Origin of the sequence: Vibrio sp. RE86, assembly GCF_013114545.1 — a bacterium.
Classification (GTDB): domain Bacteria; phylum Pseudomonadota; class Gammaproteobacteria; order Enterobacterales; family Vibrionaceae; genus Vibrio.
This window is the reverse complement of sequence record NZ_VTXI01000016.1, coordinates 120014-142767: the sequence shown is the minus strand read 5'-3', so window position 1 is coordinate 142767 and position 22754 is coordinate 120014. Positions and strand designations below refer to the sequence as shown.

The window sequence follows — 22754 nt, the reverse complement described above, 5'->3', positions numbered from 1 at the left end:
GTCAGAAATGGTATCCACGAAACAAAAGAAGCCAGCAATTATGCTGGCTTCTCGGCTTATTTATAGAAGGTTAAAGCGCTTTGGAGATAGCGTCCACGCTCTCTTTCGCATCACCAAACAACATCTGTGTGTTCTCTTTGAAGAACAACGGGTTTTGCACTCCGGCATAACCTGTGTTCATCGAACGCTTAAATACGATGACGTTTTGTGCATTCCACACTTCCAGTACAGGCATACCTGCGATCGGGCTATTCGGATCCTCAAGCGCTGCTGGGTTTACGGTATCGTTTGCACCAATAACGAGCACGGTATCTGTCTCTGGGAAGTCGTCATTGATCTCGTCCATTTCCAGAACAATGTCATAAGGAACTTTTGCTTCAGCTAATAGTACGTTCATGTGCCCAGGTAGACGACCCGCTACAGGGTGAATACCAAATCGTACTTCAACACCTTGTGCACGTAGCTTCTCCGTAATTTCATGAACTGGATACTGTGCTTGAGCTACTGCCATGCCATATCCAGGAGTGATGATCACCGACTTAGAACCTTTAAGCATTTCAGCCACTTCTTCTGCAGATGTTTCGCGGTGCTCGCCCTGCTCTACATCTTCAGAAATAACAACTTCTTGACCAAAACCACCAGCAATAACACTCACAAACGAACGGTTCATTGCTTTACACATAATGTAGGAAAGAATCGCACCTGAAGAACCAACGAATGCACCCGTGATGATTAGTAGGTCATTTGCTAGCATGAAACCTGCCGCTGCTGCTGCCCAACCCGAGTAGGAGTTCAGCATTGAAACAACAACTGGCATATCTGCACCACCAATTGACGCAACCAAGTGGTAGCCGAAGGCAAATGCAATCAAAGTCATGATGATAAGTGCAAACATGCTACCGTCAGCTTTAACGAAGTAAATCATTAGAAGTGTTGATACAACGATTGCAGCAAGGTTGAGCTTATGTTTATGCGGAAGGCTTAGCGGCGAAGATGAAATTACGCCACGCAATTTGCCAAACGCAACTACCGAGCCCGTAAACGTAACAGCACCAATAAACACACCTAGGAAGACTTCGACTAGGTGAATTACGTGTGCTGCGTGTGCTTCTTGTGGGTTAAGTGAAGCGATAACCGGCGCATCGATGTAGCTGTTGTAACCAACTAACACCGCAGCCATACCTACAAAGCTGTGAAGAATTGCCACGAGTTCTGGCATTTCGGTCATTTCAACTTTTTTCGCGTAGTGGATACCAATACCACCACCGATCACCATGGCAATAATGATCCAAACAAGGCCTTGTGAATCAGGGCCAAAGATCGTCGCGATCAGCGCGATCGCCATACCCGCAATACCGTAATAGTTACCCGCGCGTGCCGATTCTTGTTTAGATAGACCTTTTAAACTCAAATAAAAGAAAAACGCAGCAACAATATAAGCTGCTTGTACTAATCCTGCAGACATTCCCTGTTACTCCTTAATCTTTACGAAACATTTCAAGCATGCGCTTGGTTACGGTGAAACCGCCAAATATGTTTATGCTGGCTATTAGCACTGCAATAAACGACAAGAACGACACGACGCCGTTTCCTTGACCAATTTGGAGCAAAGCACCAACAACAATGATGCCAGAGATAGCATTCGTTACCGACATAAGCGGTGTGTGCAAAGCATGCGTTACGTTCCAGACGACGTAGTAACCAACGACACACGCGAGAAAGAAAACAGTAAAGTGAGACAGGAACGCAGCAGGCGCCACTGAAGCGATCCAAGCAAAAAAACCAACGCCCACGGCAAGTGCAGCGAACTTCTTGACTGGTGAAGTTGGCTCTTCTACTTTTGGCTCAGGTTTCGTTTGCGGCTGTACAGTTTTTTGTTCTGGTTGTGCAGATACTTGAATTGGCGGTGCTGGCCACGTGACTTCACCCTCTTTAACAACGGTGACACCACGCAGAACAACATCTTCAAAATCAATATTAATGTTGCCGTCTTTTTCTTTGGTGAGTAATTTAAGTAGGTTGACGATGTTAGTGGCGTATAGTTGAGAAGATTGCGTTGGTAGACGCCCTACCATATCGGTATAGCCAACCACTTTAACGCCGTTCTTTGTCGTGATGACTTTATCTGCGACGGTATATTCGCAGTTACCACCATTTGCTGCAGCTAAGTCGACAATCACACTGCCCGCTTTCATGCTGTCTACCATCTCTTTGGTGATCAGCTTAGGCGCAGGACGTCCGGGAATCAAAGCTGTCGTTACAATGATATCAACGTCTTTTGACTGCTCAGCATATAGCTCAGCCGCTTTCTTATTGAAATCATCAGACATCTCTTTTGCGTAGCCATCTCCCGACCCTGAGTCTTCTTTGAAGTCGACTTCTAAGAACTCAGCGCCCATCGATTGAACTTGCTCTTTTACTTCGGGGCGAACGTCAAATGCACGAACAATCGCTCCTAGGCTACCTGCAGCGCCGATCGCAGCAAGACCAGCAACACCTGCACCTGCGACAAGCACTTTTGCTGGTGGCACTTTACCTGCCGCCGTAATTTGCCCAGTGAAGAAACGACCAAATTCATGAGCGGCTTCAACCACTGCACGATAACCTGCAATATTCGCCATTGATGACAGTGCATCTAATGCTTGGGCTCTTGAGATGCGAGGGACGGCATCCATTGCCATTACGTTGATGTTTTTGCTTGAAAGTTTTTCCATCAACTCAGGGTTTTGCGCAGGCCAAATGAAACTGATGAGACTTGCTCCTTCTTTTAGAAGTGCAATTTCGTCATTGCCTTCATTATAAAGAGGCGCATTAACTTTTAAGATAAGATCGGATTGCCACACTTCTTCAGTTGAGACAACTTTAGCACCGGCATCTTCAAACGCTGCATTTTCAAAACTTGCGAGATCCCCCGCACCTGATTCGACAGCAACATCGAAGCCTAGTTTTAATAACTGCTCTACCGACTTCGGAGAGGCAGCCACTCGGGTTTCACCCGCGAGTATTTCTTTTGGCACACCAATTTGCATTAGCTATTCCTTGACTATTCGCAATAATGACTGTTCTTTTTTTATCCAACGAATTCCGACACTTCAAGTATTTTGTAACAAAAACACAAAATATCATTACATATAACTATTAGTAATGAATTGAACTGCTATTCCACCCGTTACCTAGCACAAAGTATCATAACCAGTTAAGAGCCTAAAAACAGGTCTTACCAGAATGGTTAAATCGCTTTAAAAACAGAGTATTATATCTACTTCATAAAACAAAAGAGCCATCAGCATAACGGCTAATGGCTCTCTAATTTATGATGTTTGTCAATTTGAACAGCATCTACTGGAAAATGTTGTCACCCATTTGGTCGATGAACATTTGCGCTTTCTTTAACATGAACTCGTTCGCGTCACTTTCACTAGGTAGGACATCTGAACGAATAAAGCGGTGACTTTTCATCTCTTCTCCAAACTGCTTGGTAATGCGCCCTGCAATTCTAAATTGTCCACCTTCAGCTTGAGCCTCTTGAAAGATTAAGTAACCTTTATACTCAACTGGCTCTACTTCAACTTTAGGCTTTTCCTTTGGACCACCAAACAAACGTGAAAAAAGTCCCACACACTACTCCTTGGTTAATTCTGTTTTTTATTCAGAAGCGGCGTTTCAAACCACTCTAGTTCACCATCATCATCGAATACTTGCTTGCTAAATACAACCGGGACATCGTCGTGTCTATTTCTACGACGATCTTCAATGATCATCCCTGTCGCTGCTTCGACCGCTGATTCCGCATACTCTTTTAGAGTCACTAAACGCTCTTCAGGCAGCGCAGATAAAAAATCAATGTCATGACGGATATAAACCGGTCTAAGCTGGCTAAGTGCTAAACACGCTAAATCGGCAAGCTGCTCATTGTCGAAGTTTTCTACATACTTAGCTTTTGCTAAGACCTGCCCGACAAGTGTTTCCATATAGTTATGTACATCTACACTAATTTGCATACAATCCAGCTCCCTCTATGAATTGTTTCAGAGTTTAGTATGGGCGAAACCACTTTTTGATGCTACTCGTTGAGTACTTCCACACCACATTTTGCTCGTAAGTTACTCATGACTTCAATTTTCATACATTAGTTTAGTAAAAAGCTTGGAAATCCATCAAATAAAAGTATTCTTAAAGAGATAACAATCAATAAATTATTCGTTTTAGGCTAGGTTTCATGTCGTTTTCTCTCGTCACTACAAATTGGTTTCGTCTCGCGTTGCCACTGCTATTGTTGACGTTTATCGCCTTTGGCATGAACAACGTGATTCATTTGACCCAATCCAACTTGGGCGTGGTAACTAAGCTGCCATTCGTGCTTTTTCTCACGGCAATTGTCCTAGCGAATGCTTTCAAACAAAGTCGGATCGCTATGGTGTCCTCTGCTTTGCTGCTTGCCTATTGGTTGATTCAAGAGAGGCTACAATCACCTCTTTCATCCGGTACGACCATCCTTGAGCTCTCTCTACTATCTGCTCTATTGCCGATTGCGCTGTTGTTTGTGTTTTCCTATAAAGATTCCAACCTTTTCTCACGCTCTTTTGGCGTTTTTTTAGTGACACTGTCACTGTTCGTGTTCTGGTCGTATCTTATCTTGATGCACTTTTACGATGGGGGCTTTGATAATATTGACGAAACGTTCCTGTTTGTTTTACCAGAGGTATCAAGACTTCCATTCATCTTAGTCATCTATTCTCTTGCAATGGTGCTTATCTTTGCCATTTGCGTGATGAGTAAAAACAGAATCATCGACGTTGTTATCTATTCTGCAACACTACTCGCCTCAACAACGTTTGTCTTTTTCCATGTTGCCTATATTTCTAGCACCATGTTCTCTCTAGCAGGCATATTACTGCTTGTTTACTTATTGTCTGCAAGCTATGAGCTCGCATTTAAAGATACATTAACAGAGATACCTGGGCGTCTTGCCTTAGAATCCGACTTAAAACACCTTGGTAGACGCTATACCATTGCAATGTTGGACATTGACCATTTCAAATCATTTAACGATACCTATGGTCATGAGATCGGTGATGATGTTTTAAAACTGGTTGCTTCTAAAATGCTTTGCGTTGGCGGGCGTGCCAAGGTCTACCGTTATGGTGGTGAAGAATTTACCGTCCTGTTCAAAGGTAAATATGCTGATGATGCGAGAGATCATTTAGAGCTGCTTAGGGCTTCAATTGAGTCTTACGATATGGCGATTCGTAACCACGACTCGCGTCCAAAGGACGATAAAGAGGGTTCTCAAAAGCGGGGAGCGAAAAAAGCCAAAGATTATGTCAATGTGACGATCAGTATTGGTGTTGCCGACAGCAGTGAAACCAAAAAAGTCTCGGAAGTCATGAAGTCCGCGGACAACGCGCTGTACAAAGCGAAGAAAAGTGGACGAAACAAGGTGTGCTTAGCTTAGGACACGCCTACTCAGCTTGATTGAAGAACAGAACGATACTCCCGCCTTTCAGATTACTTCCATAGTTGATATTGAGACCGATCCCCACATTATCAATCCAATCAGACTCAAACGGTGGTGTCATCAGCCAGCCGACTGACCCTTCGTAATAGTGACGAGTACCCATTAGGCCTATGGTATCCCCCCCGACATCGATACGTCGTAAACTGGAATAAAGCGATTGAATCGAACGTCCCCACTGACTAACGTTGTAATAGGCCTCTATACCGTTGGCATAATACCAACCTTCAGGATTACCGACATCGCCATAGTTTGCTTCTCCCCAACCCTCACCATAAAAATAGTGAAATGACGACGTCACATGCCAACTGCCCCATTCTGTCGGTTTGGTGTATTTCAGCTCAGCATGAGGCTCTACCGATGCAGCCCAAGCATCTGTGTTGAAAATAACCTTGTCAAAGACAGGTTTGACGATGTCATTAGAAAAATCACTACGGTATTCATGTTCGTTTTTAAAGTACTGAAGATGCAGACCGAGCCCCGGAGTAAGCGTCCAGTGATCAGAAAGCTTGTATTTATAACGATACGCAGTGAATGCACCCAAAACAATTTCGTTCTGATAGTCTTGGACTTCATTGGGTAAGATCTCAAAGTCTTGCCTTGAACCAAGAATTGAAAAACGGGTGAAAATTTGATGCTTATGTGTTGCTTCGTCGTCGCTCAATTCAAAAGTGTAAGGTAGCGTCGACACAGCGATTTGTTGGCGTAGTTTCACTGAATCTTGAGAACCAATGTCCTCATTGTCTAAGTTAAACCACTCGTTAGGGTCAAAGTCATGGACGCCCACGGTGAACACATCGCTATCTGTTAAAACGATGGCGGCTGAAAATGCTTGTTCGAGGTAACCTTGAACCGCAGGGATACCTTGTGAGGCAGATAAAGGGGAACTCCAAATTAACACCAAAGCGACACCGCGATATTTAGGTATCAATTGCATTCATGTCTGTCCAATAACATTCGAATAATAAGTAAGTTACTTCATCATATTAATCGTGGCAATACACCTAATTACTCTTCTGATGAGATAAATTGGTTTCTCCCAGCCACTTTCGCCTGGTAGAGAAGCTTATCGACGGCCTGATATAAATGTTCAGCATCCTCCTTACCCGAAGGACGGACTGTCAACACACCCTGTGACACTGTCACCAATCTTGAAGCATCACTAAACTCATGGGGAATCGCTAACGATTCTAGAGATGATTGGATTCGTAAAGCATCATTCTGAGCTTTTGAAAAATCGGTGTTACCGAGCAACACCACGAATTCTTCACCGCCGTAGCGACCCACAATCTCTCCACTACGTACAAAGAGCCCACTGAGAAGCCCTGCGAGCGAAACCAAGCACTTATCGCCCTCTATATGGCCGTAGTTGTCGTTAAAGCGTTTAAAGCTATCAACATCAAGCAGAACTAAACTAAGAGGTAAATGATGACGGCCATGCCATGTAATCAATTCTTTGAGTTTTTCGTCAATGAAACGGCGATTTTTTACTTTAGTAAGGCCATCTTCAGTCGCTAATTTCTCTAACTCTTCATTTGCTTTAATGAGTGCTGCTGATTTCTGTTTTAGCTCACGTCGCATGAAAGCAATGCGCTGCATGGCGATGAGCTTAGAATTTAGAACAATTTTATCTACGGGTTTAATCAAGTAATCATCTCCACCCGCTTCAATCGCACTTGCGATCATAGAAGGCTCATCATGACTACTAAGGAAGATAATTGGTACCCACTCGGGATATCGGCCACGAATCGTTTTGGATACTTCGAACCCATTCATATCCGGCATCGAAATATCGAGAAGAATAAGTTCGGGTTCAAAGTCTGGATAGAGTTCTAATGCACTCGCTCCGGAATCGGCCATCTCAACAGTATGGCCGAGCTGCTTTAATCGAATAGCGAGTTGGATGCGCTCCATTTGAACATCATCCACCAACAGAATCTTCATTGAAGAACCGGTTATTTCCACTCTACTCTCCCTACTCGACGCTCACTTCTGAATCAGACCTGATGCTAAGAAGCGTTTGATCGTGCTGATTTGAAAAAACATAAGAAATCACATGCTTAACCTAAAAATACTATACTATTTGCGATTCCACCATTGAAGGTTGACATTTGGCGTTAATTTTTTACGATAGCGCGGTTATACACACATTTAAGAGAACATAGACATGTCTGACGTTAATCAAACAGAACAACCAAAAGTAGACTTAGCAGAAGTTTCAGCAGAACTGCGTCAAGTTATTGAATTCGACGGCGTTCCTGAAGCGATGCACTACATGGTAACGTCAATCCATGAAGTGTCTGAAGAAGCAGTCCGTGAAGCTTGGAACGAACTACCAAACAGCGCGCAAAACGTATTGGATAACTTTGAGCAGTTCCACGCTCTAATTTCAGTAAGCCAAGGTTTTGCTGGTATCAACGTGATGGAAGAGTTCCCAACGCTTGATCTTCCAAAAGATATGACTGACGAGCAAAAAGAAGAGTACCGTGCGTCACTACTTGATCAAGTTCTACACAATTGTGTTAAAGACATGGTTAAGCAGATTAAGAAAGCACGCCGCGACCCAATCCTAAAGCGTGATTTTACTGACGTATTTGCTAAGTAATTGAAACTTTGATTGATACAAACGCCGCACTTTGCGGCGTTTTTTAATGCGACAACACAATATCTTTTTGCGTCACACTCACGCCTTTGATTTGCACATAAACCGACATTCCTATTTGAAGGTCAAGTTCATCTCTCGCCCAAGCCGTTATCGTTGCACTGAGCAAACAACTATTTGAAAGCGCTACTTTGACTGAAACACTTTGTCGATCGCTGCCGTGAGATTGAGTCTCTATATCCGTAATCTTGCCTTGTAGAATATTTCGAATGGATGTTCTCTTTGGTTCATCAAGCATAATGGATACATCATTGGCCCTAACTTGTAGCCTAACTGGTGCCCCAAGTTCCCCATCGATTTTTTGTACCCAAAGGCGAATGCCCTCATCCAGTTCTACAAGTGACAGTGCATAATCGGTATTGTGCTCGATTAACGTCCCTTCGAATAGTGAACTTTGCTCTGAGAACGATTGCCATGGTCGCATTGCACTCGAACCCCATACCTCTTCAATAGGCCCCGAAACGGCGACAGTGCCTTTCTCTATAACCACTAAGTTATTCGCGAGCCTCAACACTTCATTTAAGCTATGAGAGACATAGATAATCGGGATTTCCACCTCAGATGCGAGTTGCTCCAAAAACGGCATCACTTCTCGCTTACGTGGCAAGTCTAGTGACGCCAAAGGTTCATCCATCAGTAATATACTTGGTTTTGATAGAAGTGCTCGCCCTATCGCTACACGTTGCTTTTCTCCACCTGATAGTTGATTCGGGTATCGTTCAAGTAGGTTTTCTAGTGCGAGTAAAGTGACGATGCGATGAAAATGCACACTATCGGTACTCTTCACCCCGTAAGTGAGGTTGTTCTTCACCTTATAATGCGGGAACAGCCTTGCATCTTGAAATACATAGCCGACATTGCGTTTATGTACAGGAATGTTCACGCCATGGTCAGAATCAAATAAGGTCACACCATTCACTTGAACCAAGCCACTATTCGGCTGCTTTAATCCCGCTACGACATTAATAAGCGAGGTTTTACCCGCACCAGAACGCCCGAAAACGGCAGTAATTCCTTTTTCAGGCAGTGTTAAATCAATATCAAACTCAAGCTCGCCAAGGGTTTGTGTGTATCGGATGACTAGCTCACTCATTTGTGTCCCCCTAGTCGTCGAGCACTGACTCGATTTAACCACTCAGAAACGACCAACGAACCGAGAGCAATGGCGATCGAGATTAAACACAAACGCATCGCGGCTGATTCTGAACCTGGCGTTTCGATGAAGTTATACATGGCTAAAGGAATGGTCTGGGTCTCACCTGGAATATTTGACACAAAACTTATCGTCGCACCGAATTCACCTAGGCTGCGAGCGAACGCCAGCATCGTACCTGTTATGATCCCAGGGATCGTCAAAGGGAGCGTAATGGTAAAAAAGATCTTGATTGATGAAGCTCCCAGGGTCGCTGCGGCTTGCTCTAACTTGCGATCGACCGACTCCAAGCTCAGTCGTATAGAACGAACCATTAACGGCAATGCAACGACGATGCACGCTAACACCGCGCCTTTCCAACTGAATGAAAACACGATACCAAATTGGTCATATAACCACTGGCCCAAAATACCTTGTCGCCCCATAGAGATGAGTAGCAGATAACCGACAACCACGGGGGGTAAAACAAGTGGCAAATGAATAACACTATCTACGACGCTTTTGCCATAAAACTGCTTGCGGGCTAATAACCAAGCAAGGCCAATTCCTAGTGGGATCAGCCAGACAATTGCCACCAAAGCCACTTTTAGGCTCAGCATTAATGCTTGATATTCGTATTCCGTCAGTAAGTTCATCATTGTGTTTTGTTTTGGCTGAATCCGTAGCTTTGAAGAATGTTCTGTCCCTGTTCTGACAACACAAACTGAGCGAAACTTGCTGTGCTTGCTTTGTCATTCAACCTAGCCATCGGGTAAGTAATAGCTGTGTGACTCTCATCTGGTAATGAACTAATCAGAGTCACTTTATCGCTAAGCTTGGCATCTGTTTGATAAACGATACCCAGTGGTGTTTCTTGTCGCTCTACCAACGTGAGTGCAATACGGACGTTCTTAGTCGGCGCGAGTGAGCTTTTAAGTGCAGACCATACTCCCAGTGCTTCTAAAGATTGCTGGGCGTAAATCCCTGCTGGGACTGCATTTGTTTGCCCTATTGCTAGTCGATTGCCCTCCAGTAAAGCCAACCAAGACTGTGGGTCATTGATATCAAGGGTTGCGGATTCAGTTCCTACTACAACTAACTTATTGGTTGCAATGTTGGTGACAGCGTCACGTTCAACAGCGCCGCTTTCAACCAAATAATCCATCCACTTTTCATTGGCTGAGATATAAAGGTCAATAGGAGCACCTTGCTCAATTTGTCTCGCTAAAGATGAGCTACCAGCGTAGACGGTCGTTACAGTAATGGGATGATCTTGTTTAAACTGCTCTACAAGCTCATTGACTGCATTGGTCATGGAAGACGCCGCATACACTCGGATATTTTCTTGTGCCGATATCGAAGTACAGACACAAAGCGAAACAGCAGCAAGGAGCGATCGAATCAAATTCATAATTATGTTTTTAGTATAAGTCAGGCCAAAGGGTCGGTAGGTCTAAATGCTGTTCAATAGCATCAGCAATACGATCGATCGCCTTTTGTTGGTTTTGTTTATGGTCAACAACGGCAATCTCTTCAACTCCCGCCCAGCGGCAAATTTCTGAGACTGCTTTTGAGTTGTCGAAGATACCATGTAAATACGTGCCAAACACTTGATTACAGTCACTAATTGCCCCATCAGACAGGCCTGTTTCCAACTTAACCGCCGTTTTGCCTGTAACTTGGGTCGTGCCTGAATGTATTTCGTAGCCGCTGACGCTGACATCGTCTCCGTTTAGATTAAGCGTACCGGCAACATTCGTCAGAGTCTTTTGCGCTTGTAACTCAGTGATCCCTTTTAAATAACCTAAACCCATTGTCGAGCCTGCTTGACTCTCTATTCCAAGAGGATCGTGAATCTGCTCGCCTAGCATTTGGAAGCCACCACAAATGCCCATTACTTTGCCGCCCAATCGGATGTGACGCTGAATATCTCTATCCCAGCCTTGGCTACGCAAGTAGTCGAGATCACTTCTTACTGATTTTGTGCCAGGTAAAATGATTAAATCAGCATGAGTGATTCGCTCGCCATTTCCGATATAAGTGAGATCCACATCAGGGTTAACACGGAGGGCATCGAAATCAGTATGGTTACTAATTCGAGGGAATACAGGAACAGCAACTTTTAGCTTTATCTTATCGCTTTTCACCTGCTCAGCATTGATAGCATCTTCCGCTTCTAAATCGAATCCATGAAGGTAAGGCAACACACCAATGACGGACTTTCCCGTTTTCTCTTCAAGCCAATCCAGACCTGATTGCAGAAGCGAGATATCCCCACGGAATCGATTGATAACAAACCCTTTAACTCGCGCTTGTTCACTTTCAGACAATAGCGCCAATGTACCGTAGAGATGAGCAAACACGCCCCCTCTATCAATATCTGCCACAATGATCACTGGAACATCGGCTTCTTCAGCAAAGCCCATATTGGCAATGTCATTTTCTCGAAGGTTAATCTCTGCAGGGCTGCCCGCCCCTTCGATCAATACTGTTTGGAAGTCACTCTGAAGTTTTTCGAACGAATCAAGTACGATTGGCATCGCTAACTTTTTATAGCTTTGGTAACCAATAGCATCAACAGTGGATGTCGCTTTACCTTGGAAAATAACTTGAGCCCCCATATCTGTATGAGGTTTGAGCAACACTGGGTTCATGTGCACACTCGACTCAATATTACAGGCTAACGCTTGGACAGCTTGGGCGCGGCCAATTTCTCCTCCATCAGGAGTTACAGCACTATTAAGCGCCATATTCTGCGGCTTAAACGGGGCAACGTTGATGCCTTTCCTGGCTAAAACACGGCATAAACCTGCCACTAGAACACTTTTACCGGCATCAGACGTCGTTCCCTGAACCATAAGCGCTTTAGATGTTGATTGCATTTAGTTTTTCTCGATAGAAATGTGCGTTCTTACCCCATGATAACGGCTTTTGTGTGGTTATCTCAATAATATGAATTGAATATGAACTCACTGCTCAGCATCGATTCAAGTTCACTTTGCTTTAATAGCCACATCAAACAAACACTGCCTGATAAAACACAAAGGACATTACGATGAAAAAACTCATTTTAGCTACTGCTGCAACACTGATTCTTGCTCCGACATTTGCTCTTGCTAAAGACGGCCACAAAGAGAAAGGTGCAGGCGTTCAATACACAGGACCAGTCGAAATAGAAACCGTAGATTCATTACTTGCTGACACTGGCATGTTTACAGAGAAGAATGTAGTTGTTGAAGGCCACCTACTTCGCCAAGTTAAGGGCGATACATTTATCTTTTCAGATGGTAAAGGAGAAATCCAAGTTGAGTTGGATGACGACATTAATATGACGCAGCCAATTGATCATACGACGAAACTTCGTCTATTTGGTGAGTATGAAGGTGGAAACACACCGGAAATTGAAGTAGATCGTCTACAAATCCTATAATTCCCCTGAATTAGTCTCCCGATTGAGTTATTATTTGGCTTGCTTATTGCAAGCCATTTTTATAATTACATTTTGTGTTAGTCGGAGACTACCTTTGAAAAAGATTATCTTGGCCAGTGCCTTAGCATTTGTAGGCATGACTGGAATCGCGCAAGCAAACAACTTTAACTATAACTACTTTGAAGTGCGCACTGCCATTGGCCCTGAAATGAGCGGTGTAGAATTTAGTACTCTATTTACCGATAACTCACACTTTATTGCACGTTTCGACTCTCAGTTCGATAGTGACTACGACATTGCTGGTGGCATCGGTTTCAACGGTCCTGTTAACCAATTTGTAGACGTGTTTGGCCAACTACTACTCCACCGAGTAAAGCTCACAGACGAGGCTGGCGGCGATGAGAATACTCAGGCCGAGTTTAACATTGGTCTTCGTGCGTGGTTGACCGACCAAGTAGAGGCAACGGGCCGCATTGGTCGTAACGACGACTCTTCTGTTTTCCATGCTGGTGTACGATTCCACTCAACAGAACAACTTTCTCTTTCTGCCGAAACACGTAACAACGGTCTTTACGGCCCTCAGATTACAATGTCAGTCCGTTTCGCATACTAATTTAGTTCTCGCATTTATCGGCGGTTGATTCAGATAAATCAGCCGCTTTTTTGTATCGATCAGATCCTATCCAAGAAACTTATACCTTTATCACACCCAAGGTACACCTAACGGTTTATTTACGGAATCCTATGTCATATTATATATATGAACCCAAACTCGTAGGATAACGATAGAAATGACTACCATTTCAATAAAAAATAAACTGACCATCGCGTTTGTTATAGCTATCTTAGTAATGACTGCTATCCAAACCTACATGACAGGACGTCAATTGCTCGATGAGACGTACCGTTCAATTAAGCAGTATGGTACTACCTTACTTGAAACAAATATTTCTGGAATGGATAAATGGATTCAAGGTCGTATCAACGTCGTCAACGCTGCAACTGATGCTTTCGCATACACTGATAATCCAACCAGTTATTTTACCCAAAGCACTAATGCTGGCCAGTTCCAGATTGCTTATGCCGGTCTAAGTGACGGAACCTTCTTACAAGGCGTTGACCTACCTGTACCTTCAGGTTACGACCCAAGACAGCGGGATTGGTACAAGAACACCATGGCCAAGGGTTCGTTCTACATTACTGAACCATATGTGGACGTCGCGACCAATGACCTTGTTGTCACTATTGCAACGCCTTTCAACACTAATGGATACAGCGGTGTTATTGGTGCTGATATGAACATTACGTCCTTAGTCGACGATATTGTTAACTTGGATGAAACTGGCGTATACGCTTTCCTTACCAATAGCAATGGTAAAATCGTCGCCCATAAAGATACTTCGCTTGCACTTAAGCCAATTAGCCGTATCTCAGACACCCTTAATCCTGGGTTGATTCAAGGTCTAGCTCAAAGCCAAGAAATCACTGAATTAGAAGTAGCTGGTAGCGAAGCGTTTGTCTCTGCTCGCCGTGTTCCAAACACGGATTGGTACTTCACTGTCGTTATAGATAAACAAAACGCTTTTGCTTCATTCCGCGCCGTTTTGCGTCAAGCCGCTATCATGGGGCTTATCCAGACACTTGTTATTGCATGTATTGCCCTTTTCTTTATTCAGCGTGCATTAGCACCACTTCAGACGCTAAGCAATTCAATGGAAGCGCTATCTAAAGGTGACGGTGATCTGACCCAACGCATCAAGGTTGAAACAAAAGATGAAATTGGTCAGCTTGCAACTCACGTGAATGCGTTTATTGGCAAGTTACAGCAAATCGTTCAAGACATTGCCCGTTCTTCAAGCGATTTGGATAACCAATCTCGAATCAGTACCGATGTTGCTCGCCAGACTAGTGATGGCCTTGCTGTACAGCTCAATGAGATGTCTCAAATCGCAACAGCCGTGCATGAAATGTCAGCTGCCGCAGAAGAAGTGGCAAACAATGCTCAGTTGACTGCTAATTCAGCGCTAGGTTCGACGGAACACTGCGAACAAGGCAAACAGGTGATTATTCGTAACCAAGAGTCGATCACTAGCCTTGCAACCCAAGTTGAAAACGCAGCTCACATCATTCGAGAACTCGAGAAGAATGCTCAAGATATCAATATGATACTTTCAACGATCAGTGACATTGCTGAGCAGACTAACCTACTGGCACTAAACGCAGCGATTGAAGCAGCACGTGCAGGAGAGCAAGGTCGTGGTTTTGCCGTCGTTGCCGATGAAGTTCGTGTTCTATCACAGCGTACTCACAGTTCGACTAATGAGATTCGTGAAATGATTGAGAGCTTACAACAGAACAGTGTTGAAGCGGTAAACTCCATGCAGCGCAGCCAAGATCTGGCACAATCAAGTGTTGATGATGCGAGCAATGCAACCGCTGCCCTAGAACAGATTGCACACTCTATCCAAGAGATTTCTGATATGGCATCACACATCTCAAATGCCGCATCAGAGCAAAGAACAGTAACAGGTGAAGTGAGTAAGAATATTCAGCTAGCCAACGATGTTTCAGACCAGATGTCGGTTCAAGCCGATAGCTCACGTCAGCTATCAGAAGAGCTACTGAGCATTGCGAAACAATTGAATAACCAAGTAAAACTGTTTAAATACTAATTGGTTTGGTTTATATGATTAAAGCCCTGCTTATCCAGTAGGGCTTTTTAGTTTTAACGGCGAACAATAATTTTTCGGGGAACGAGTTCCACACCCGTTTGATATCGTTTTGCGGCCGCGTTGAGTGCTAATGCCATCGCACTGTCAGCAATGATCTCAAACTGCTGAGGCAACGAGTTGATTTTCATGGGCAAGAAATCGAGCAGTCGATTATCACCAAACGTTGCGATTTTCATCTTATTGGCTAGGTCAGGTTTCTCCACCAGCACATCCAGTACGCCCTCAAGCAAAGTGTAGGATGTTGTGACTATTGCACCAGGTACGGTGCCCGCTTCACACCATTGCTCCAACACACGTTGGCCATCAGCACGATTAAAATGTTCACCGTAGCCTATCAATGGAGTGATATTTCTATTTTTGATAGCCGACGCGAAACCGAGCTCACGCTCTTTCGAAATGTTCAGTTCTGGTAAGGCTCCGATTAACCCTACACTTGTGACGGTGTCACTTAAAACTGAAGATGTCAGCTCGAACGCACCACCAAAGTCCTCGCTGATTACACAACAAAAGTGTTCATCGTCTAACGGTCTGTCCAACGCAATCACTGGTGTGCCACTTTGTTGAAGCGCTAAGTAATGTTCGCTAGCATCGGGGATAACACTTGCAACAAAAAGCGCATCCACTTTACGGCTGACTAATGTTTGAACGACACTTTTCTCTGTATCTGGATCATCATCAGAACACGCAATCAAGATTTGGTACCCTGCTGAGCGCGAGTTCTGCTCCAATAATTTTGCTAGTCGAGCGTAACTGGTGTTTTCTAAATCAGGAATCACTAGGCCAAATGAGCGACTCTGGCCTGCACGTAACGTACTTGCTGCAAGGTCTGGGCGATAGTTATGCTCATCAACAACCGCCATTACCTTTCTTTGTGTTTTCTCACTGATTCTGTATTTTTGAGCTTTACCATTAATCACATAGCTCGCGGTGGTTTTAGACACCCCTGCGAGTTTGGCAATTTCATCCAGAGTCATATCAATAACCTTTGTTCTGTGCGCTGGATCATAATACGTCAGTAATGATCTTTTACTGTATTGAATTATACGCTGAAACGATTCAGTATAAAAGCTGAATTGATTCAGCAGCAGATTATAAGTGACTAAGATCACTCATTGACCAACTTACGTATTCGATTTATACACGTTGGTCAATGCTTAACTGCTGAACCATAAAATTTTACCTTTTTGCTGAATCGATTCAGTTGTTCAGCAAAAACCGATAGACACGCTGGAGAAGCACCATGCTTAAATTAGCAAAAAGTGATATCACCCTTTCTCAAACGGCCGCTGATAAATTCGAAGCGATCAAAAACATCGCAAAAAGCCTGACCGATAATAATTTGGTTGAAGATGGTTACGTAGAAGGGATGCTTAATCGCGAGAATCAAACCTCTACTTTTCTTGGTAACGGCATTGCTATCCCGCATGGTACGACTGAGACCCGTTCAATGGTTAAGACCACCGGCGTTGCCGTTCATCACTTCCCTAATGGCGTTGAATGGGGCGAAGGCAATACCGTTTACGTAGCTATAGGTATTGCGGCTAAATCAGACGAGCACTTAGGTATTCTAAAACAGTTAACCAAGATCCTGAGTGCAGATGGTGTTGAACAGACACTTCGTCAAGCGCAAAGCGAAGAACAAATCATTTCGTTATTACTGGGTAACGTTCAGTTAGAAGCAGACTTTGATGCGTCGCTAATCCAAACGCTATTCCCTGCTAGTGATATGGTTCAGATGAGCGCAGTGGCAGGTGGTTTACTCAAAAACACCGGCTGTGCTGGTAAAAGGTTTGTGGCTGATTTAGTGACTAAGTCCCCTACTCACTTAGGTCAAGGGCTCTGGTTAGTCGGTAGCGATAACGATGTTTCACGCACTGGCATCTCTTTCGTCACTACCGCTAACGATTGCGAATTTGAAGGTGAAAAGGTTCGAGCTCTCGTGGCATTTGCTGCATGTAATAGCGCTCATACCACAATTCTTAACCGCCTGACGACATTGGTGTATCAACAAAAACAGCAAACGCTGATCGACGCTAGCCCAGAACAAGTACTCGCGTTATTGAAAGGCGAAGAAGTTGAGACAACGCAATCTAGCGACAACAGTGCGGTATTCAAAATTAAAAATGCACATGGATTGCACGCTCGTCCAGGGGCAATGCTGGTAGCAGAAGCTAAGAAGTTCGAATCGAACATTCGCGTTGCCAACTTAGACGGTGACAGCAAAACCGTCAACGCAAAAAGCCTAATGAAAGTGATCGCTTTAGGTGTGAAACACGGCCATCAACTCCAGTTTACAGCAGAGGGGCCAGATGCGGCACAAGCTATTGAATCAATTGGCGCTGCAATTGCATCTGGCCTGGGCGAAGGTTAAGGAGCTGTCATGTTAAAAACGAATAAAGTCGTCACCATTACACTCAATCCTGCGCTTGATCTTACGGGATCCCTTTCAGAATTAACCGCCGGGACAGTTAACCTTATTCAAAGCAGTAACTTACACGCCGCTGGTAAAGGCGTAAATGTCGCGAAGGTATTAAGCGACTTGGGTGCTGACGTCACAGTTACAGGCTTTTTAGGCCAAGATAACCCTGAGCTTTTCCATCAGTTATTCGAGCAAATCGGTGTTAATAACCAATTCATCAAGGTTGCAGGCTCCACGCGAATCAACGTTAAACTTGTGGAAGAATCGGGCCGTGTTAGCGACCTCAATTTCCCGGGTGTCTCAGTAACTCAGGCTGACATTGAAAAGTTCGAACAGACCCTTTTCGAGCTTACACAGAGCCACGACTACTTTGTTTTTGCAGGTAGCTTGCCTCAAGGTATTTCTCCCCAGCAATGTTCTGTATGGATTAAGCAGCTTCGTCAAAAAGGTAAAAAGGTTCTTTTTGATAGTAGCAAAGCCGCACTCAAAGCCGGTATCGATGCACAGCCTTGGTTAATCAAACCAAATGATGAAGAGCTGAGTGATTTTATCGGTGAATCATTAACAACACCAACTCAGTGTAAATCTGCGGCAGAAACGTTGAGTACAAAAGGCATTGAGAACATCGTGGTTTCAATGGGTGCTGAAGGTGTGATGTGGCTGAATGACAACCAATGGTTGACCGCAAAACCACCACGCATGCAAGTTGTTAGTACCGTTGGTGCAGGTGACACACTCGTCGCAGGTTTATGTTGGGGCCATATGCAAGACATGCCTAAACCCGATCTATTACGCTTCGCCACGGCTTTATCTGCCCTCGCAGTTGGCCAAATTGGCGTAGGCCTAACCAGCCAACAAGAGCTGGACTCAATCAAGCAGCAAACTGAAGTTACGCCGCTTGATTTAGCAACAACTCATAACGAGAACTAAGGACAAGGGTTACCATTATGAAACTAGCCATTATTACTGCCTGCCCTAGCGGTGTTGCAAACAGCATTCTCGCTGCAGGCCTACTTGAACAAGCTGCTGCTTCTGCTAATTGGCAAGCAAAGATAGAATGCCAATCGTCTGTTGTAGAAACACAGATACTATCCACTTCTGACATTGAGCAAGCAGATGTTGTGATCATCGCAGCCGATACTGCTGTAGATACTACCCGACTTGTTGGTAAAAAAGTCTACAGCGCGCCAATTAGCCAAGTTTGCAAAAATGCCGACGCCTTTCTTAAACTTGCCGTTGAACAAGCTAAAGAGCTAACCGAGTCTGACGCCGCACAAGCTGAAATCTCACCAAACCCTCAAAGTGTATCAACCAAGAAGATCGTTGCGATTACCGCGTGTCCTACTGGTGTTGCACATACCTTCATGGCGGCAGAAGCACTGGAAGATGAAGGTAAACGCCGAGGCCATCATATTAAGGTCGAAACGCGAGGTTCTGTTGGCGCGAAGAACCAACTGACAGATCAAGAAATAGCGGAAGCAGACCTTGTTATCATTGCTGCTGATATTGAAGTACCACTTGATCGCTTCAACGGTAAGCCAATGTACCGCACCAAAACTGGGCCTGCGCTTAAGAAAACCTCTGATGAGATGGATAAAGCATTTGCTCAAGCAATCGTATATCAACATTCAGGTAACGCGTCTTCTAATAACTCTTCAGAAGAGAAAAAAGGGGCATACAAACACTTAATGACTGGTGTTTCACACATGCTCCCGGTCGTGGTCGCAGGTGGTTTGATTATCGCACTATCGTTTGTGTTTGGCATTGAAGCCTTTAAAGAAGAAGGTACGCTAGCAGCCGCATTAATGACTATTGGTGGTGGATCTGCGTTTGCGTTGATGATCCCTGTCTTAGCGGGTTACATTGCCTTTTCTATTGCTGACCGTCCAGGTCTTGCACCCGGTCTTGTTGGCGGTATGCTTGCAAGCTCTACCGGCGCAGGCTTCTTAGGCGGTATCGCAGCAGGTTTTATCGCGGGTTACGCGGCTAAATTCTTGGCTGATAAAGTTTCGCTACCTCAATCGATGGAAGCTCTGAAACCTATTTTGATCATCCCATTTGTTGCTACCCTGTTTACCGGTTTGGTGATGATCTACATTGTCGGTGGCCCTGTCTCTGGCATTATGAATGGCCTGACTGAGTTCTTAAATAACATGGGCTCTGATAGCGCAGTACTATTAGGTATTTTACTTGGAGCTATGATGTGCTTCGATCTCGGAGGCCCAGTAAACAAAGCCGCATACGCATTTGGCGTTGGCTTACTAGCCTCTGAAACTTATGCACCGATGGCTGCTATTATGGCTGCGGGTATGGTTCCAGCACTGGGAATGGGCTTGGCCACTTTCGTTGCGCGTAACAAGTTTGACAAAAGTGAACAAGAAGCAGGTAAAGCATCATTTGTACTTGGTCTATGCTTTATCTCTGAAGGTGCGATTCCATTTGCAGCGAAAGATCCAATGCGTGTTATTCCAGCATGTATGGCTGGCGGCGCACTGACTGGTGCTCTTTCAATGCTATTTGGTGCCACCCTAATGGCGCCCCACGGCGGTTTGTTTGTTTTGCTGATTCCAAACGCTATTTCACCTGTGTTCATGTACCTAGTTGCTATCGCAGCAGGCACAGCGGTCACAGGCCTTAGCTATGCTTTCTTGAAAAACAAAAATGAAATAAAAAATGAAGTTGCCGCAGCATCATAATCTAGCTATTTACGCTTGATTCAATAAAGCACCTCGAATGAGGTGCTTTTTTCGTATGATGCACTGAATAATCCAGAATAGCAGAATAATATGTGAATATATCGCATAAAATTCCTAATGATTTAATAGTCAACCATGCTCACAGTAAATCACTTGTTATGTCTGTATAGTTAGTAAGGTTTTTATCACTTATAAGCTTACAGTACATCAATGCACAAACGCAGCTACAAGTTCGTTATTCAGTCTCTACTCGTTTTATGCGCACTCGCCTTCGTTCCTTTTCTCTATTTTTATAGTCAATTGGCACAAATAGAGGTTCAGACAGAGAAACATGTCGAGCAACTGAGCAGGAACAAACTAGAGTATGCCAAAGTTGAATTACAAATGTCGCTGAGTAAGGTTTCTACGTCTCTTCGTTACCTTTCACACAACAATATCCTAATCAAGGCAGTAAAAGAGCCTTCTGTCGAAAACCTTGATGCGCTTGAAGATTTTTGGTTGCTCATTGCGCGCACACAAGGTTACTTCTCTCAGCTTAGGTTTCTTGATGCCGAAGGGATGGAGATTGTGCGCGTTAACAGTGGGCAAGCTTTTGTCGAAATTGTTGATAGAAATAGACTTCAAGACAAAGGCGATCGAGATTACTTTGCCTATGCAAAAGACCTTAAAGATGCGCAGATGGGGACATTTGGTATCGATCTTGAGTTAGAGAACGGGGAAATCGTCCATCCTCTTGTACCTGCTTACCGTATTATCTATCCGATCGTTCTTGATGGAAAACGACATGGCTATTTCATCGCTAACTTAGATCTCCCTAGAATCTACAAAGGGCTCGCTTATAAGCGAAACCTGACCAATCTTCCGAATGTCATTACGCAAGATGGTTATTACCTGATGTCAAACGATGGCGATAACATCATGGGCCACCTCGTCGACAAGCATAAAGAGGACAACGTCGCCAATCAGTACCCAGCACTTTGGCGCAGTATTCAATTAAATGAGTCAGGCACCGTAAAAGAGGACAACTACTGGATCTCATACACTCAGGCCAATTTGTATAACCGCGCTAACCTTAGTGTTGTAACGTTGTTGATGAAAACTAGCCTTAACGATGCTCAAGCCTTTATCAAAGAAGAAAAACTGGCGCTCTACCAACAAGCTTTCTTTGTCTCAATTATTCTTATTCTACTGACTTTCACGTTTGTCACTTGGAACTATACTCATGAGAAAAATAGCTTGGACAGTAAAATCGCCCGAGCAGCTATGAATGGTATGTCAGCCATGGTTATCACCGATCGGAACAATCGTATTGTCCAGGTCAATGAAGAATTTACCCGAGTAAGTGGGTTCGAACTTGAAGATGTTATTGGAAAGCAACCTTCCCTATTTTCATCAGGTAAGCATGACCAATCCTTTTACTTGGACATGTGGCGAAAACTCGAAAGTGAAGGGCTATGGGAAGGCGAAGTTGTCAATAAACGTCGTGATGGGTCTCTAATCACAGAAATCCTGCGCATCCAAACTATCAAAGACAAGCGAAACACAATCCAATTCTACGTTGCTTCATTCGTCGATATTTCCCATCGTAAACAACTTGAAGACCGCTTGCGGGAATTGAGCGAACGCGATCCTATGACTTCTTTGTGGAACCGTCGAAAGTTCGACAAAGAGATGCAGTCACAAGCCGCTCGCGCGTTACGATACAAAAACAATGAACAGACGACACTAGCGCTCATAGACATTGATCATTTTAAACGTATTAATGATAAGTATGGACACGATCAAGGGGATGCAGTGATTAAGTCAGTTTCGGATTCTTTAACGAAACACCTGCGTGAGACTGACCTAGTCGCTCGAATTGGTGGTGAAGAGTTTGCCGTGATCATGTCCCACACAGATTTAGTGACTGCTGAAACAGTTCTCAACCGTGTCCGTATTTCGATTCACCTTGAGAGTGAGCTCAATATTACGGTTAGCGTTGGTATCACTGAGATCTCCGAGCAACCTGAAATGACTTACAAGCGTGCGGATATTGCACTATATGAATCAAAATCAATGGGGCGTAACCAAGTGTCGGTCATGTCTGCTAGCGAATCACACTCAATTGCCTAGTATTGGTGCAGTTGCACTTAGCGCTGCACCAAAGCACGACATAACCTGAAACTTAT

General features: G+C 44.2%; 20 protein-coding genes. 9 read left to right on the top strand and 11 right to left on the bottom strand.

Features of this window, described 5'->3' with window-relative positions; translation table 11 throughout:
• Window positions 1-70 precede the first annotated feature (70 nt).
• The 4 genes from pntB to F0231_RS15310 form a co-directional block, all read right to left on the bottom strand.
• Window positions 71-1465 carry a Re/Si-specific NAD(P)(+) transhydrogenase subunit beta gene (gene pntB / locus F0231_RS15325; RefSeq protein ID WP_171760567.1) on the bottom strand — a complete coding sequence of 465 codons (1395 nt, stop codon included), beginning with the start codon at window positions 1463-1465 and terminating at the stop codon, window positions 71-73.
• A gap of 13 nt (window positions 1466-1478) precedes the next feature.
• Entirely contained in the window at window positions 1479-3029 is a 1551-nt protein-coding gene (pntA, locus tag F0231_RS15320; protein ID WP_171760566.1) for a Re/Si-specific NAD(P)(+) transhydrogenase subunit alpha, read from the bottom strand.
• 310 nt (window positions 3030-3339) lie between these two features.
• Entirely contained in the window at window positions 3340-3618 is a 279-nt protein-coding gene (locus F0231_RS15315; RefSeq protein ID WP_171760565.1) for an HlyU family transcriptional regulator, read from the bottom strand.
• 14 nt (window positions 3619-3632) lie between these two features.
• Complete coding sequence (locus F0231_RS15310) at window positions 3633-4001, bottom strand: late competence development ComFB family protein (RefSeq protein ID WP_171760564.1); 369 nt, start codon at window positions 3999-4001, stop codon at window positions 3633-3635.
• 218 nt (window positions 4002-4219) lie between these two features.
• Between F0231_RS15310 and F0231_RS15305 the strand changes: the two genes are divergently transcribed.
• Window positions 4220-5455, top strand: a complete 1236-nt coding sequence (locus F0231_RS15305) for a GGDEF domain-containing protein (protein WP_171760563.1) — start codon at window positions 4220-4222, stop codon at window positions 5453-5455.
• Between the two features lie 7 nt (window positions 5456-5462).
• On the opposite strand, the gene F0231_RS15300 is transcribed toward F0231_RS15305, so the two are convergent.
• The gene (locus F0231_RS15300) at window positions 5463-6452 is read right to left on the bottom strand and encodes a Solitary outer membrane autotransporter beta-barrel domain (RefSeq protein WP_171760562.1); all 990 of its coding nucleotides are present in this window, start codon (window positions 6450-6452) and stop codon (window positions 5463-5465) included.
• Window positions 6453-6523: 71 nt separating this feature from the next.
• The gene (locus F0231_RS15295; protein ID WP_171760561.1) at window positions 6524-7480 is read right to left on the bottom strand and encodes a diguanylate cyclase; all 957 of its coding nucleotides are present in this window, start codon (window positions 7478-7480) and stop codon (window positions 6524-6526) included.
• 202 nt (window positions 7481-7682) lie between these two features.
• On the opposite strand from F0231_RS15295, the gene F0231_RS15290 reads away from it, so the two are divergent.
• A complete protein-coding gene (locus tag F0231_RS15290; protein WP_171760560.1) occupies window positions 7683-8120 on the top strand; it encodes a DUF3069 domain-containing protein in 438 nt (145 codons plus the stop codon).
• A gap of 43 nt (window positions 8121-8163) precedes the next feature.
• On the opposite strand, the gene modC is transcribed toward F0231_RS15290, so the two are convergent.
• The 4 genes from modC to F0231_RS15270 are packed head-to-tail and all read right to left on the bottom strand — an operon-like array spanning window position 8164 to window position 12191.
• Window positions 8164-9270, bottom strand: coding sequence for a molybdenum ABC transporter ATP-binding protein ModC (gene modC, locus F0231_RS15285; RefSeq protein WP_171760559.1), 1107 nt, complete (start codon window positions 9268-9270; stop codon window positions 8164-8166).
• Window positions 9267-9965, bottom strand: coding sequence for a molybdate ABC transporter permease subunit (gene modB, locus F0231_RS15280; protein WP_171760592.1), 699 nt, complete (start codon window positions 9963-9965; stop codon window positions 9267-9269). The genes modC and modB overlap by 4 nt, the downstream gene beginning before the upstream one ends.
• Window positions 9965-10720: a molybdate ABC transporter substrate-binding protein gene (gene modA / locus F0231_RS15275; protein WP_171760558.1), complete on the bottom strand. Its 756-nt coding sequence runs from the start codon at window positions 10718-10720 to the stop codon at window positions 9965-9967. The genes modB and modA overlap by 1 nt, the downstream gene beginning before the upstream one ends.
• Window positions 10721-10730: 10 nt before the next feature.
• Window positions 10731-12191 (bottom strand): cobyric acid synthase, encoded by a 1461-nt coding sequence (locus tag F0231_RS15270; protein ID WP_171760557.1) that lies wholly within the window; start codon window positions 12189-12191, stop codon window positions 10731-10733.
• A 173-nt stretch (window positions 12192-12364) separates the two neighbouring features.
• Here F0231_RS15270 and F0231_RS15265 point away from each other — a divergent pair, with 173 nt between their 5' ends.
• The 3 genes from F0231_RS15265 (at window position 12365) to F0231_RS15255 (ending at window position 15411) form a co-directional block, all read left to right on the top strand.
• Window positions 12365-12739 carry a YgiW/YdeI family stress tolerance OB fold protein gene (locus F0231_RS15265; protein ID WP_171760556.1) on the top strand — a complete coding sequence of 125 codons (375 nt, stop codon included), beginning with the start codon at window positions 12365-12367 and terminating at the stop codon, window positions 12737-12739.
• A gap of 136 nt (window positions 12740-12875) precedes the next feature.
• Window positions 12876-13352, top strand: coding sequence for a hypothetical protein (locus F0231_RS15260; RefSeq protein WP_171760591.1), 477 nt, complete (start codon window positions 12876-12878; stop codon window positions 13350-13352).
• Window positions 13353-13530: 178 nt separating this feature from the next.
• Window positions 13531-15411 carry a methyl-accepting chemotaxis protein gene (locus tag F0231_RS15255; RefSeq protein ID WP_171760555.1) on the top strand — a complete coding sequence of 627 codons (1881 nt, stop codon included), beginning with the start codon at window positions 13531-13533 and terminating at the stop codon, window positions 15409-15411.
• Window positions 15412-15464: 53 nt separating this feature from the next.
• On the opposite strand, the gene cra is transcribed toward F0231_RS15255, so the two are convergent.
• Entirely contained in the window at window positions 15465-16445 is a 981-nt protein-coding gene (gene cra / locus F0231_RS15250) for a catabolite repressor/activator (RefSeq protein ID WP_253825810.1), read from the bottom strand.
• A gap of 266 nt (window positions 16446-16711) precedes the next feature.
• Here cra and fruB point away from each other — a divergent pair, with 266 nt between their 5' ends.
• From fruB to F0231_RS15230, 4 genes are all read left to right on the top strand, one after another.
• Window positions 16712-17842, top strand: a complete 1131-nt coding sequence (fruB, locus tag F0231_RS15245; RefSeq protein ID WP_171760553.1) for a fused PTS fructose transporter subunit IIA/HPr protein — start codon at window positions 16712-16714, stop codon at window positions 17840-17842.
• A 9-nt stretch (window positions 17843-17851) separates the two neighbouring features.
• The gene (gene pfkB / locus F0231_RS15240) at window positions 17852-18820 is read left to right on the top strand and encodes a 1-phosphofructokinase (RefSeq protein ID WP_171760552.1); all 969 of its coding nucleotides are present in this window, start codon (window positions 17852-17854) and stop codon (window positions 18818-18820) included.
• A 17-nt stretch (window positions 18821-18837) separates the two neighbouring features.
• Entirely contained in the window at window positions 18838-20586 is a 1749-nt protein-coding gene (gene fruA, locus F0231_RS15235; protein WP_171760551.1) for a PTS fructose transporter subunit IIBC, read from the top strand.
• Between the two features lie 210 nt (window positions 20587-20796).
• A complete protein-coding gene (locus F0231_RS15230; protein ID WP_171760550.1) occupies window positions 20797-22698 on the top strand; it encodes a diguanylate cyclase in 1902 nt (633 codons plus the stop codon).
• The last annotated feature ends 56 nt before the right edge of the window (window positions 22699-22754 follow it).